Source organism: Natronosporangium hydrolyticum, from assembly GCF_016925615.1.
In the GTDB taxonomy this organism is placed as follows: Bacteria; Actinomycetota; Actinomycetes; order Mycobacteriales; family Micromonosporaceae; genus Natronosporangium; species Natronosporangium hydrolyticum.
Genome location: NZ_CP070499.1, coordinates 447,408 through 460,193, shown reverse-complemented (window position 1 = coordinate 460,193; position 12,786 = coordinate 447,408). Strand labels below are relative to the sequence as shown.

Genomic DNA, 12,786 nt, shown 5'->3' with positions numbered 1-12,786 from the left:
CAAGCTCATGATCGGCGCAGCGGAGCGGGGACCGGCAGGTATGGTCACTATTGCAAACAGCTGGCAATTACTACTCGATTGCAGGAGAGTATGAGCGTCTACACGTTGCCGGACCTGCCCTACGACTACGGCTCGCTGGAGCCGCACATCAACGGGCAGATCATGGAGCTACACCACGACAAGCACCACGCCGCGTACGTGAAGGGGGCCAACGACACCCTGGACCGGATCGCCGAGGCGCGCGACCAGGGCGACTTCACCAGCATCGTGGGGCTGGAGAAGACCCTCGCCTTCAACGTCTCCGGCCATGTCCTGCATACGCTGTACTGGCAGAACATGTCCCCGGGCGGGGGCGGTCGCCCGGACGGCGACCTTGCCGAGGCGATCACCGAGCACTTCGGCTCGTTCGAGCGGTTCCATGGGCAGATGTCGGCCGCCACCACCCTGGTGCAGGGCTCCGGTTGGGGAGTGCTGTCGTACGAGCCGGCCGCCCGACGGCTGATCGTGGAACAGGTCTACGACCACCACGGCAACGTCGGGGTCGGGTCGGTGCCGCTGCTCGCCTTCGACGCCTGGGAACACGCCTACTACCTGCAGTACCGCAACGTACGGCCAGATTTTGTGGCGGCGATGTGGGAGGTCGTCAACTGGCCGGATGTGGCGGCCCGGTACGCGGCGGCGGTCGCGGCTCAGGCGGCCGGCGGTCAGGCGGCCGGCGGGTGAGTCCGGAGCCGGACCGCACGGTCGCAACGGTCCTGCCGGCGGCGATCGAGCTCACCACCGCGTACGCGGCCGGGCCGACCGACCCGGAGCTGTTCTGGCAGACCATGCAGCGGCTGTTGCTGGACCGGGCTGAGCAGTCGGACCCGCCACAGGCGGTCGCCGAGTTGCTGTTGGGAACGGCGGCGCTCGCCAGCATGCTGCTTGACGAGGCAGCGGAGTGCTCCGGCCGGGAGCGCCCGACGATCCTCGCCGAACTTCACCGGACCTACTTGAACGGCCCATAGCCCGGGCCGATCATGAGCTAGTTGACCCGACACGCCGGGCGTGTCTGCTCACTAGCTCATGATCGGCCCCCCCCGGGGGCTAGCTCATGATCGGCCCCCCCGGGGGGCTACTTGGTTTCGAGGTCCCGTCGCCGGAAGCCGGCCAGCCCTGCCGCGAGCAGCACCACCGCGACCCCGGTGAGGGCAAGGATCGGCGACACCGTGAGGTCGTCCAGCGGTGCCCGGGCGACATGCTCGAACGGCGAGATGTCGTAGGCCCACTGCGGCGGGTCCATGAGCGGACCGAAGAAGCCAATCAGCATCCCGTAGCCCAACACCGCCCAAACCGCCCCGATCGCCTTGGGCACCGCCCCGAACAGCAGTGCCGCGATCCCGAGTAGCAACAGCACCGCCGGGGTGTGCGCCAGGTGCGCGAGCGTGACCTCCCAGGCGTAGCCGGCGTCGCCGAGCGATGCCGCCGCGCCGATCCCGGTGGTGATGCCGGCCAGCAGCAGCAGCCCGATCACCCCGAGGGCCAACACCACCAGGTGGCTGCCGGCCCAGGACCAGCGGCTGATGGCGGTCGCCAGCACCGGCTCGGCCCGGCCCTTGGTCTCCTCGACCCGCAGCGTCTGCACCCCGAGGATTACGAACACGCCGACGAGCAGCGCTGTGACCAGCGCCATCACGCTCAGGTACCCGTCGATGATGTTGCTGGCGTCGCCACCGAAGATCGCGAGGATGTCGTCGCCCATGCCCTCGTACGTGTCGATCATGGGTTCGGTGATCCATCCCCAGAGCAGCCCCGCCAGCCCCAACGCGATGCCCCAGCCGATCAGGCTGGCCCGGTGCAGCCGGAACGCGAACGCCAGCGGTGAGGCGAGCCACGCCGCCGCGCTCGGGCTCCCCCGGCGGGCCGCGAGCAGGCCGGCGCCGACATCCCGCCGGCTCGCCAGCGCGTACGCCACCGCCGTCACCACCGCCGTCAACCCGACCACCAGCAGCAGTGGCCACCAGCGCCCGTCCACGTACGGCCGGGTTTGCTGCACCCAGGCCAGCGGCGAGAACCAGGAGAGCGCGCTGCCGTGCTGTGCCAGCATGTCGCCGGCGGCCCGGATTACCCATGCCACACCGAGCACCGCCCCCGCCAGGCCCGTGGCGGCGCGGGAGTACTCGGTGATCTGGACCGTGAGCGCGGTCACGCCGGCGAACAGCAGTCCGGCCGCGCCGACCCCGGCGCCGAAGAGCAGACTCTGCCCGGCGTCGAAGTCGTTGCCGACCATGACCCCGGTGAGCAGCAGCGCCAGCAGCGCGTTCGCCGCGACCGCCACGGTCAGCACCGCGGTGAGCGGAGCGTGCCGGCCGACCACGGTGGCGCGCAGCAGTTCGGTGCGGCCGTGCTGCTCGTCGACCCGGGTGTGCCGGGAGACCAGCAGCATGTTCATCAGCGCCGCCAGCAGCAGGAAGTAGATGCCGTAGACCCCGACGATCAGCCGCTCCAGGTTGAGCTGGTCGGCGCCGTAGCCTGGCCCGGAGATCAGCGCCCCGACCGGACCGGTCATGAACGACGCCAGGCTCTGCATCTCCTCGTCGCCCTCGTAGACCGTCGGCAGCAGCGCCGTGTAGTAGGCCAGCATCACGGTGATGCCGAGCAGCCAGGCCGGCAGCTTGATCCGGTCCCGCCGCAGGATGAAGCGGATGAGCGCGCCGGTGCCGGCGAGCGTCTGCTGGCCGCCGCGCTGGGGTGGGTCCACCCGGTGCGCCCGCGGACGAGTGTCGGCGGCCGTGCTCATCGGGAGTCCTTCGCGGCGCCGTTGCCGTTGCCGTTGCCCGCGCCGGCCAGCTCGTCACCGTAGTGCCGCAGCATCAGCTCCTCCAGGGTCGGCGGGTGGCTGACCAGGCTGCGCAGGCCGGCGCCGCTCAACTCCCGGACCGCGCGGTCGAGCTGCTCACCGTCGACGGCGAATCGGATCCGCCCGTCGGTGATGGTGAGGTCGTGGATGCCGGGCAGCTCCGCCAGGGTGTTCACCGGCTGGGTCGTCTCCGCTTCGATGGTGGTGCGGGTCAGGTGCCGCAGCTCGGAGAGCGTGCCGGACTCGACCACCTTGCCCTGCCGGATGATGCTGACCCGGTCGCAGAGCTTCTCGACCTGCGCCAGGATGTGGCTGGAGAGCAGCACGGTCTTGCCCTCGGTCTTGGCCCGCCCGATGAACTCCTGAAACACCACCTCCATCAGCGGGTCCAGCCCAGCGGTCGGCTCATCCATGATCAGCAGCTCCACGTCGGAGGCGAGCGCCGCGATCAGCGCCACCTTCTGCCGGTTGCCCTTCGAATAGGTCCTGCCCTTTTTGGTGGGGTCGAGGTCGAACCGCTCCACCAGTTCGGCCCGGCGTGACCTGTCCAAGCCGCCGCGGAGCCGCCCGAGCAGGTCGATCGCCTCGCCGCCGGTGAGGTTGGGCCACAGCTCCACGTCGCCGGGGACGTAGGCGAGTCGGCGGTGCAGCGGGACCGCGTCGCGCCACGGGTCGCCGCCGAGCAGGACCGTAGTGCCGGAGTCGGCCCGAAGCAGCCCCAGCAGGACCCGGATGGTGGTGGATTTGCCAGCCCCGTTGGGGCCGAGGAACCCGTGCACCTCGCCGGTGGCGACGGTGAGGTCGAGCCCGTCGAGAGCGCGGGTGGCTCCGAACGTCTTCACCAACCCGGAGACTGAGATCGCAGTAGTCATGCTCGCGAGCGTATCACTCTTTTCACATGTTTGTGAAAGCTCAAAATCTGCTAAAGCTTGTATAGTCGGGCCTAGAAGGAGGAGATCATTTGCCGACATCCAGCGACCTCAGCACCGAGGGCCGCCCCGGCGCCACCGGCCCAGCGGGCGACCCCGACCGCCATCGCACCGAACTGCTCCGCTATGTCGAACGGTTCGCCCTGGCGCTCACCGACGTAGGTCTACCCCGGATGCCGGCCCGGGTGTTCGCGTACGTCCTCTGCGATGACGCCGAGCGCTACACCGCGGCCGAGCTGGCGACCGCGCTCCAGGTGAGCCCGGCCGCGATCTCCGGCGCGGTGCGCCGACTCACCCAGATGCGCCTGCTCGGCAAGGAGCGCGAGCCGGGCAGCCGGGTGGACACCTACCGGGTCTACGACGACGACCTCTGGGGCATGATCACAACCCAGCGGGCGCAGATGGTGACGCCGTTCGAGCATCTCGCCGACGAGGGGGTAGCGCTGCTCGGGCCGGAGACTCCGGGTGGCCGTCGCCTCCGCGAGACCAGCGAATACTTCCGGTTCTTCCGGGAACGGCTCGCCCAGTACACAGTAGAGTGGCGAGCACGCAAGGCCGAGCTGTTCGGCCCCGGGCAGTAAGCCCGGTCCCGCAGATGGCGGGACCGGATATCGCTCACCGTGCCCGGGAAACTGCCACACCCCTCGGCACCGGCACCGGGAACTCCGCCCGGAGTTCGGAGCCGCCCAACTCCGGGCCACCCAACTCCGGGCCACCCAACTCCGGGTTGCCGCCGAACGCCGCGACCAGCGCCTGCGCCCGGTTCCGAACGTTTAGCTTGGCGTAGATCCGGTTCACGTAGGTACGTACCGTCCCCAGCCGGATGCCGAGCGCGACCCCGATCTCGGCGTGGCTCCGGCCGTCCCGCACCAGCCGCAGCACCTGTTGCTCCCGGTCGCTGAGGGTCTCGAACTCCACCGTCCGCGGCCGGGTCGCCACCCGACCGACGTCGGCGCCGAACGACCGGAACGGCGCCGGCGGACGACCGGCGTACCGGATCGCGGCTACCAGCGTCGTCGCCGTCGTGTCCGAACCGACGAATGCGCTCGCCCCCGCCCGCCGGGCCCACAGGGAACGCTCCCGCCCCGGCCGGTGTGAGACCACCACCAGCCCCGCCTCCGGCCGGCTGGCCCGCAGCTCCGCCAACAGGTCGGCAACGCCCGGGGTGGTGTCACCGATGGTGATCACGGTGCCGGTCAGTGCCGGCAACTGCACCCGGGCCTGCGCCACCGTGGCGACCGCCCCCACCAGCCGCAGCTGCGGAGTACGCCGGGCGAGGTACGCGAGCCCCTCCGTGGCGAGCGGTACGGCGTCGACCGCGAACACGTCGATCGTCGACCAGTCCGTCGGGGGCGCCCCATCCGGCGCCGGGATGTGGGCGAGGCTGGACACGCGCATGGATCCCAGGATGGTCCGGCCTCGAAGCGACTCCGGAGCACTTTGGTTGCCGTTTGGGTGCAGCCGACTACCACTTGCAGTCATACTTACCCCTAGTCGTCGAGGAGTCTCTGTGGGTAACTTGCTGCTGGTGGAGGACGACCCGGGCGTCGCGGAGATGCTGCAGCTCCTACTCACCCGCGCCGGGCACGACGTCACCCACCGGGCCGATGGCCGCTCCGGCCTGCGTACCGCGTACGACCAGCGGCCGGACCTGGTCATCCTGGACCTGGCCCTGCCGGAGCTGGACGGCTGGCAGCTGTTGACCCGGCTCCGGGAGGTCAGCGACGTGCCGGTGATGGTGCTCTCGGCGGTCGACCAGGAGGCCGAGAAGGTCCGGGGGTTGCGGGCCGGCGCCGACGACTACCTCACCAAGCCGTTCGGTCGCCAGGAGCTGTTGGCCAGGATCGAGGCGCTGCTGCGGCGCGCGACGCGAAGAGATCCCAGGTGGACGGCAGAGGTGTACGACGATGGGGTGCTGCGGGTGGACCCGGTACGGCATCGGGTGGTGGTCGAGGGGGACGAGGTGGCGTTGACGCCGATCGAGTTCCGGCTGTTGCTGGCGCTAGTCCGGCACGCCGGCCTGGTGCTGAGCCCGGAGCAGCTGTTGCAGCTGGCGTGGGACGACCCGACCGGACTCGGGGCGGCGAAGGTCAAGTTCGCGCTGCTGCGGCTGCGGCGCAAGCTCGGCTGGCAGGAGCCGGCTGAGTCGCCGCTGCAGTCGGTACGCGGCATCGGCTACCGCTACCAACCATTTTCGGGCTGATCATGGACTTAGGTGCATGATCGGGGCCCGATCATGCACCTAAGTCCATGATCGGCCGGGATGGGTGGTGTGTGGGGGTCTGGTGTCCGCATATCCGGTGACCGGCGACCCCTGCGCGGCCGAAGTCTGGCGCCTGACCAGGCGTTATCCATCCGGGACAGTAGCGACGGCAGCTCCAACGCCTCTAAAGTCACCAAGTCCGACAAGCCTGAAATAAAAGTGGATGGTGTGTCATGTCACAAGCACGCGTGCTCACCCCTGCCGCCGGGGCCGCCGCCTCGTTACCCTTGACCGGCAGCGGCACCCTGGGCATAGTGCTCCTGGGCGCCGGCGCGCTCGCCAGCGGCGTGCTGCTGATGCGGGCCGCCCGCAACCGTCGCAGCGACAACAGCAACAGTAAGTAGCCGGACCGTTCCCCCGTGTCCGCATTGGTGGTCGGCCTCGCGGTCCTACTCATCTGGCCGCTCTTCAACGCCGTCCTCGCTGGATATGCCACCACCACGGCGGCCGCGGCGGGCAGACACGCCCGCCGCGGCCGCCGCCCCCCGGAGTTCCCAGCCGGCCAGCGCGCCCACCCGGTCAGTTACTGGATCGTCATCCCGTGCCTGAACGAGGAGCGGGTGGTCGCCCGGACCGTCGCGGCCGCGCTCGCGCTGCCGGCGCCCGGCGCCCGGGTCGAGGTGCTGGTCGTCGACGACGGCTCCGATGACGGCACCCCGGCGGTACTCGCCGGGATCGGCCACGAGCGGCTGCACGTGCTGCGCCGCGAGCCGCCGGTGGCCCGGCAGGGCAAGGGCGCCGCGTTGAACGCCGCTTACCAGCTGATCCGGCAGCGGGTCGCCGAGGCCGGCACCGACCCGACCCGGGTCGCGGTCGGGGTGATCGACGGCGACGGGCGCGGCACCGACAACCTGCTGGTTGAGGTCGGCGACGCGCTGCGCGAGCCGGCGGTGGGCGCGGTCCAGGTACGGGTGCGGATCCACAACCGGGACCGGCTGCTCGGCATGGCCCAGGATCTGGAGTTCGGCTCGGTGGCCGACGCCAGCCAGGTGCTCCGCGACCGGGTCGGCTCGGTCGGCCTCGGCGGCAACGGCCAGTTCATCCGGCTCTCCGCCCTGCTCGCCCTCGGCGACCAACCCTGGTCCGGTTGCCTGGTCGAGGATCTGGAGCTCGGGCTGCGACTCCACCTGGCGCGGGTGCGCGTCCGCTACGTCTGGCGCGCCGCGGTGGTCCAGCAGGCGGTGGTGGACGCCCGCCGGCTGCTGCGGCAGCGGACCCGGTGGGCACAGGGCAACTTGCAGTGCCTGCCGTACCTCGGCCGGCTCTTCGGCGCCCGGCAGATCCCCAATCACACCTTTGTGGAGATGGCGTACTACCTACTGGCGCCGTGGTTCAACGCGCTCGGCGCGATCGTCGTAGGCGGCTTCTGGACCGTCACCACCATCCGGGCGGCCAATGGCGGCGCCGTCCTCTCCGGCGGCGTAGTGCTCGGCATAGTGGTCGCGATCTGGTTGTCGGTGATGGTGTTGCCCGGTCTGTTGTGGGCGGTGCTGCACCGGTTCCGGCTGCGCGACGAGGCGCTCAGCCGTTGCCTGCTCGGTGGCCTGGTCTATCCGGCGTTGCTGCTGCTCGGGCTGGTCAGCACCTGGCGGGCGGTGGCCCGGCAGGTCAGTGGCCGACGCGGCTGGGCGAAGACCGAGCGGATTCCGGAGGCGGTGCCGGAGTTGACCTGACCGCCCGCTGCCCACTCCCCTCACCCCCCGCTACCACCCCGGAGATCCGGTCATGACCCTTGAAGTACACCTGATCGCGGGCACCCGACCCGAGGCGATCAAACTCGCGCCGGTGGCCGAGCAGCTGCGCGCCGCGGGCCGACTTACCCCGGTGCTGGTCGCCAGCGGCCAACACCCCACTATGGTCGGTCAGGCGCTCGCCGCCTTCGGCGACCGGCCCGACGCGTCACTGCCCCTGCACCGCACCACCGGCAGCCAGCCGGAGCTGCTCGCCGGCCTGATCCAGTCGTTGGAGGCCCACCTGTCGGCGCATCAGCCAGCGGCGGTGGTGGTGCAGGGCGATACCACGACCACCCTCGCCGGGGCGCTCGCCGGTTTCTGGCAGCGGGTTCCGGTGGTACATCTAGAGGCTGGGCTACGCTCCGGCGACCTCGACTCCCCGTTCCCGGAAGAGGGGAACCGGCGGCTGGTCGCCGCCCTCGCCCGGCTGCACCTGGCGCCTACGCCGACGGCCGCGGCGAACCTGCGCGCCGAGGGGATCCCCCCGGAGCAGATCATGGTGACCGGCAACACCGTGGTCGACGCCGCTCAGAGCGTGGCCCGACGGCGGGCGCCGTTCACAGACCAGACGCTGGCCGACTGGTCGGCGCTGGCCGCTGGCGGGCGGGCCCGGCTGCTGCTGGTCACCGTCCACCGCCGGGAATCCTGGGGCGCCCCGCTGGAGCAGATTCTCGCCGCTGTGCGGGCGATGCTCGCCCGCCATCCGGACCTGCGGGTGGTGCTGCCCAGCCACCCCAACCCCGCGGTACGCGCGCAGGTCGACGCTGGACTGTCCGGTACCGATCGGGCGCTGGTGACCGAACCCCTGCCGTACGGCGAGTTGATGCGGCTGCTCTCGGAGGCTTACCTGGTGCTCACCGACTCCGGCGGCATCCAGGAGGAGGCGCCGTCGTTCGGGGTGCCCGCGCTGGTGCTGCGGGACGTCACCGAGCGGATGGAATCGGTCGACGCGGGCTGCGCGGCGCTGGTCGGCACCGACCGGGACCGGATCCTGGCCGCCGCGGAGCCGCTGCTGCATCACCCGTCGCGCCGGGCCGCGATGGTCGCCGGCGGCAGCCCGTACGGCGACGGCAAGGCGTCGGTGCGGACCGAACAGGCGGTGGCCGAGCTACTCGGGGTGGCCCACCTCAGGACCGGCCATGCTGGAGTTCCTCGGCCGCGGCGAACTCGTAGCCCAGCTCCCGTACCCCGGTGACTAGCTCTTCCAGGTGGTCCAGGCCGAGGTAGGGGTGGTAGAAGAAGCTCGCCACCCCGTCGCGTACCACCAGGTTGCGCTCGGCGCTGGCGAGCAGGTCGGCGGGCAGGGTGGCCGGGTGCTGGTTGAAGCCGGTCTCGGTTATCTCGCCGAGATTCTCCGGCACCACCACCGAGCCGTAGACGTCGCGCACCGGATACGGCACGAACTGGCCGGTGCCGGCCTGGTCATCGATCTCCCGACCGCTGAGCAGGCCGGGGAAGTACATGCCCCGGTCGTACCGGGCGGCGAACCGCTCCGCCACCTCGGCGTAGGCGTTGGGTCCGGCGGCGTAGTGCGGGAACTCGAAGATGGTAGGCCGGGGCAACCCGGCGGCGTCGAACTCGGCCAGCCCGGCGGCGAGCCGCTCCCGGGTCCACTCCGGAGAGTCGCCGGCCGCCGGCCCATCCAGCTGGACGTGGTCCTGCTCGTCCACGTGCGCCCGGAAGAACTCGAAGTCCGCCCCGCTCAGGCCGTTGTACGGGTTCGACACGTCCTCGTACTGGTGGGTGTAGCCGTGCATCAACAGGGTTCCGCCCTGGTCTACGGCGTGCCGCAGCTCCGCCACCAGCTCCGGCCGATCGGTGAGCCGGACGGTGCCGGGCTCGCCCTCCACCCCCTGCGGGTCGGAGAAGACCGGGAAGACCGCCACCGAGAACGGCACCTCCTCCTCGGCCAGGTAGTCGACGATCTCCCGCAGCTGCTCGGGATCGTCGGTCGGCCCAACATCCTCCAGCCGCACCAGCGCCCGGTGCCGCTCCGGTGTCTCCGGGGCGAGCAGGTCGAAGAGCAGGTCGGTGAAGGCGAGGTACCGGTCGTCGCGGTTGACGTACATGAACGGGATCTCGCTGACGTAGGTCAGCTCCCCGGTGCGCAGCGCCCACGGCAGCCGGGAACCGTCCGGCCGGACCGCGCTGGCGAGCACCTCGACCTGGTCTTCGTCGAGCACGTCCAGCTCGCCGAGGCCGGACTCGTTGACCGTGTCCCGGGTCAGCCGCGCCCCCTGGTAACGCACCTCGTCGACCGCACTGGTGTCGAACCCGGCCCAGGAAACCCCGTACTCGGCGGTGAAGTCGGGAGTACTCGCCAGCAGTTGCCAGATGTTGTCCCGCACCCACAGCACCGGGGTCTGGCCGTCGCGAACATCGGCCAGGAACGGCTCGGAGAGCGGCGCGTCGTAGCTGGTCCCCAGATACACCATTGCGGTGTAGTCGGCGTGCTCCCCGGCGGTGTAGTCGTCGACCGGCTTGGCGGTCCACGCTCCAAAGTGGGAGACCAGGTTCGCGGTCTGGGTCGCGTACAGCTCACCGTGGGGCGAATCGTCGTAGAGCACCAGGGTGCGGGCACCGACCGCGCCGGGGGCGGCGTGCCCGGTGGCGGTTTGGGCTGCCGGGTCGGCGCCAGCTCGGCCGCCCCGGTCACCGCCGCCGGCGAAGGCGACCGCCGTACCCACCGCCAGCACCAGCGCGAGCGCGGCCGCGACCAGACCGACGGGCCACCAACGCCGGAGCTGAGACATCTCTAATCCTGGCATGTCTAGAAACAGTAGGACTTGTGCCGGGCCCCGCCCAGTGGCGAACCGAAGACTGATCCGCTCAGCCGGCACGGAAGCGCCGATCGACGTACGGGAAACCGCCCAACCCGGCGGAGAGACCCCAGATCGCAGTACGTACCGGTAACATCCGGATCTATGTCTGCGAACGCCATCACCAGCGCCGAACTCCGGGCCGCGCCCCACGTCGCGGCCGGCGCACCAGAGGCGGTCACCGCCACCGCGGCGACCGCCATCGCCACCGCCCGGGAAGGCATCGCGCAGCTCACCGCTGGCGCGCTCGCGGGGCTGGAGCTGCTGCGGGTCTACGACGAGGCGACCGCCGCGCTCACCGACGCCCGCGGCCAGGTCCAGCTGATCAGCAAGGTGCATCCGGATCCGGCGATCCGGGCCGCGGCCGAGACCGCCGAACAGGAGCTGGCCAAGGTCAGCACCGACATCTCGCTCGACCGCCGGGTGTACGACAGCCTGTCCGGTGTGGATGTGTCGGAGGCGGCCGGCGTCGACCCGGCCACCCGACACTGGCTCGGCAAGACCCTCCGTGACTTTCGACGCGCCGGGGTCGACCGCGACGACCAGACCCGGGCCCGGCTCCGCCAACTCCAGGAGGAGATGGTCGGGCTCGCACAGACCTTCTCCCGCAACATCGACTCTGACACCCGCACGGTGCCGGTGCCCGCCGCCGCCCTCGCCGGCCTGCCCGCCGACTGGGTCGCCGCACACCCGGTCGACGCCGCCGGCTACACCACCGTCACCACCGACAACCCGGATGTAGTGCCGTTCCTCACCTACTCGCGCGACCCCGAGGCCCGCCGGGCGTTGCTCACCGCCTGGCGGCAGCGGGGCTACCCGGCAAACATCGCGGTCCTCGCCGACCTGCTCGCCCGCCGGCACGAGTTCGCCACCCTGCTCGGCTACCCGAACTGGGCCGACTACGCCACCGAAGACAAGATGATCGGCAGCGAGCCGGCCGCCGCCGACTTCATCGAGCAGATCTCCGCCGCCGTCCGCGACCGGATGCGCCGCGACTACCAGGCGCTGCTCGTGCAGAAGCGGCGAGCCGACCCGACCGCCGAGTCGGTCGCCGCCTGGGACGGCCGGTACCTCACCGAGCAGGTGAAGGCCGAGCACTACCAGCTCGACACCCAGGCGGTACGGCCGTACTTCGAGTACGAGCGGGTGAAAGCGGGGCTGCTGGCGCTCTGCACCGAGCTGTTCGGGATCTCGTTCGAACCGCGGCCGGACGTCCCGGTCTGGCACCCGGAGGTGGCGGTCTACGACATCCACGAAGGCGAGCAGCTGCTGGGCCGGATCTTCCTGGACATGCACCCCCGGCCGGACAAGTTCAGCCACGCCGCGATGTACCACCTGGTCTCCGGCGTCGCCGACCGGCGGCTGCCGGAGTGCGCACTGGTCTGCAACTTCCCCCGCCCGGGCGAGCAGCCGGCGCTGCTCGAACCCGCCGATGTGCGGACCTTCTTCCACGAGTTCGGCCACCTGCTGCACCACATCTTCGGCGGCGGCCAGCGCTGGGCCGGCGTCTCCGGGGTACGCACCGAACGCGACTTCATCGAGGCCCCCTCCCAGCTGCTGGAGGAGTGGATGCGGGACCCGGCGACGCTGGCCCGCTTCGCCCACCACCACGAGACCGGCGAACCGATCCCGCCGGAGCTGGCCGAGCAGCTGCGCGCCGCCGACGAGTTCGGCCAAGGGCTCTACGTCTCGCAGCAGATGTTCTACGCGGCGCTGAGCCTGGAGCTGCACCGCCGGGACCCGGCCACGCTGGAACCGTTGGCGGTAGAGCGGGAGACCGAGCGACGCCACGGCCCGTACGAGCCGGTGGCCGATGCCTGGCTCCACCTGTCGTTCGGGCACCTCACCGGCTACTCGGCCACCTACTACACGTACATGTGGTCGCTGGTGATCGCGAAGGACATGTTCACCGCGTTCGACCCGGCTGCGCTCCGCGACCCGGCGACCGCCGGCAGGTACCGCGCCGCGGTGCTGGCGCCCGGCGGTTCGGCGCCCGCCGCCGAGCTGGTGCGCGACTTCCTCGGCCGGGAGTTCACCTCCGACGCGTACCGCGCTTGGCTCAACCGGTGACCCGCGGTCGGGTAGCGCGACCGAGTTTGTGTTTTTGGTGGTTACGGCGTTTTGTTGGTGCTACGACACCGGCAACGCTGACCCGCGACCAGGAGCGGTCCCTGTGGCTCCACCGGGCTGTAGCCGGCAAGTT

General features: G+C 70.8%; 12 protein-coding genes. 8 read left to right on the top strand and 4 right to left on the bottom strand.

Annotation, left to right across the window (positions count from 1 at the left end; translation table 11 throughout):
• Nucleotides 1-90: 90 nt before the first annotated feature.
• Nucleotides 91-723 carry a superoxide dismutase gene (locus JQS43_RS02245; protein WP_239677387.1) on the top strand — a complete coding sequence of 211 codons (633 nt, stop codon included), beginning with the start codon at nucleotides 91-93 and terminating at the stop codon, nucleotides 721-723.
• The gene (locus JQS43_RS02240) at nucleotides 720-1,007 is read left to right on the top strand and encodes a hypothetical protein (RefSeq protein ID WP_239677386.1); all 288 of its coding nucleotides are present in this window, start codon (nucleotides 720-722) and stop codon (nucleotides 1,005-1,007) included. The genes JQS43_RS02245 and JQS43_RS02240 overlap by 4 nt, the downstream gene beginning before the upstream one ends.
• A 107-nt stretch (nucleotides 1,008-1,114) precedes the next feature.
• Here JQS43_RS02240 and JQS43_RS02235 read toward each other — a convergent pair whose 3' ends face one another.
• Together JQS43_RS02235 and JQS43_RS02230 are read right to left on the bottom strand one after the other, a co-directional pair.
• Nucleotides 1,115-2,779 (bottom strand): ABC transporter permease, encoded by a 1,665-nt coding sequence (locus JQS43_RS02235; RefSeq protein ID WP_239677385.1) that lies wholly within the window; start codon nucleotides 2,777-2,779, stop codon nucleotides 1,115-1,117.
• Nucleotides 2,776-3,711: an ABC transporter ATP-binding protein gene (locus JQS43_RS02230; RefSeq protein WP_239677384.1), complete on the bottom strand. Its 936-nt coding sequence runs from the start codon at nucleotides 3,709-3,711 to the stop codon at nucleotides 2,776-2,778. The genes JQS43_RS02235 and JQS43_RS02230 overlap by 4 nt, the downstream gene beginning before the upstream one ends.
• An 89-nt stretch (nucleotides 3,712-3,800) precedes the next feature.
• Here JQS43_RS02230 and JQS43_RS02225 point away from each other — a divergent pair, with 89 nt between their 5' ends.
• Nucleotides 3,801-4,349 carry a GbsR/MarR family transcriptional regulator gene (locus JQS43_RS02225; protein WP_239677383.1) on the top strand — a complete coding sequence of 183 codons (549 nt, stop codon included), beginning with the start codon at nucleotides 3,801-3,803 and terminating at the stop codon, nucleotides 4,347-4,349.
• 34 nt (nucleotides 4,350-4,383) lie between these two features.
• Here JQS43_RS02225 and JQS43_RS02220 read toward each other — a convergent pair whose 3' ends face one another.
• Nucleotides 4,384-5,166: a helix-turn-helix transcriptional regulator gene (locus tag JQS43_RS02220; protein ID WP_239677382.1), complete on the bottom strand. Its 783-nt coding sequence runs from the start codon at nucleotides 5,164-5,166 to the stop codon at nucleotides 4,384-4,386.
• A 112-nt stretch (nucleotides 5,167-5,278) separates the two neighbouring features.
• Here JQS43_RS02220 and JQS43_RS02215 point away from each other — a divergent pair, with 112 nt between their 5' ends.
• From JQS43_RS02215 to wecB, 4 genes are all read left to right on the top strand, one after another.
• Nucleotides 5,279-5,971, top strand: a complete 693-nt coding sequence (locus JQS43_RS02215) for a response regulator transcription factor (RefSeq protein ID WP_239677381.1) — start codon at nucleotides 5,279-5,281, stop codon at nucleotides 5,969-5,971.
• Between the two features lie 233 nt (nucleotides 5,972-6,204).
• Nucleotides 6,205-6,375 carry an LPXTG cell wall anchor domain-containing protein gene (locus tag JQS43_RS02210; protein WP_239677380.1) on the top strand — a complete coding sequence of 57 codons (171 nt, stop codon included), beginning with the start codon at nucleotides 6,205-6,207 and terminating at the stop codon, nucleotides 6,373-6,375.
• Nucleotides 6,376-6,390: 15 nt separating this feature from the next.
• Nucleotides 6,391-7,704, top strand: coding sequence for a glycosyltransferase family 2 protein (locus tag JQS43_RS02205; RefSeq protein WP_239677379.1), 1,314 nt, complete (start codon nucleotides 6,391-6,393; stop codon nucleotides 7,702-7,704).
• Nucleotides 7,705-7,756: 52 nt separating this feature from the next.
• Nucleotides 7,757-8,959 carry a non-hydrolyzing UDP-N-acetylglucosamine 2-epimerase gene (wecB, locus tag JQS43_RS02200; protein ID WP_239677378.1) on the top strand — a complete coding sequence of 401 codons (1,203 nt, stop codon included), beginning with the start codon at nucleotides 7,757-7,759 and terminating at the stop codon, nucleotides 8,957-8,959.
• Here wecB and JQS43_RS02195 read toward each other — a convergent pair.
• Nucleotides 8,892-10,517, bottom strand: coding sequence for a DUF2334 domain-containing protein (locus JQS43_RS02195; RefSeq protein WP_239677377.1), 1,626 nt, complete (start codon nucleotides 10,515-10,517; stop codon nucleotides 8,892-8,894). The genes wecB and JQS43_RS02195 overlap by 68 nt on opposite strands.
• Before the next feature lie 171 nt (nucleotides 10,518-10,688).
• Here JQS43_RS02195 and JQS43_RS02190 point away from each other — a divergent pair, with 171 nt between their 5' ends.
• Nucleotides 10,689-12,653, top strand: a complete 1,965-nt coding sequence (locus JQS43_RS02190; RefSeq protein WP_239677376.1) for a M3 family metallopeptidase — start codon at nucleotides 10,689-10,691, stop codon at nucleotides 12,651-12,653.
• The last annotated feature ends 133 nt before the right edge of the window (nucleotides 12,654-12,786 follow it).

Excerpts from the sequence above, each read along its gene's own strand:
- JQS43_RS02245 (WP_239677387.1), top strand. The coding sequence starts at position 91 with ATGAGCGTCTACACGTTGCCGGACCTGCCCTACGACTACGGCTCGCTG.
- JQS43_RS02235 (WP_239677385.1), bottom strand. The coding sequence starts at position 2,779 with ATGAGCACGGCCGCCGACACTCGTCCGCGGGCGCACCGGGTGGACCCA.
- JQS43_RS02230 (WP_239677384.1), bottom strand. The coding sequence starts at position 3,711 with ATGACTACTGCGATCTCAGTCTCCGGGTTGGTGAAGACGTTCGGAGCC.
- JQS43_RS02220 (WP_239677382.1), bottom strand. The coding sequence starts at position 5,166 with ATGCGCGTGTCCAGCCTCGCCCACATCCCGGCGCCGGATGGGGCGCCC.
- JQS43_RS02210 (WP_239677380.1), top strand. The coding sequence starts at position 6,205 with ATGTCACAAGCACGCGTGCTCACCCCTGCCGCCGGGGCCGCCGCCTCG.
- wecB (WP_239677378.1), top strand. The coding sequence starts at position 7,757 with ATGACCCTTGAAGTACACCTGATCGCGGGCACCCGACCCGAGGCGATC.
- JQS43_RS02195 (WP_239677377.1), bottom strand. The coding sequence starts at position 10,517 with ATGTCTCAGCTCCGGCGTTGGTGGCCCGTCGGTCTGGTCGCGGCCGCG.
- JQS43_RS02190 (WP_239677376.1), top strand. The coding sequence starts at position 10,689 with ATGTCTGCGAACGCCATCACCAGCGCCGAACTCCGGGCCGCGCCCCAC.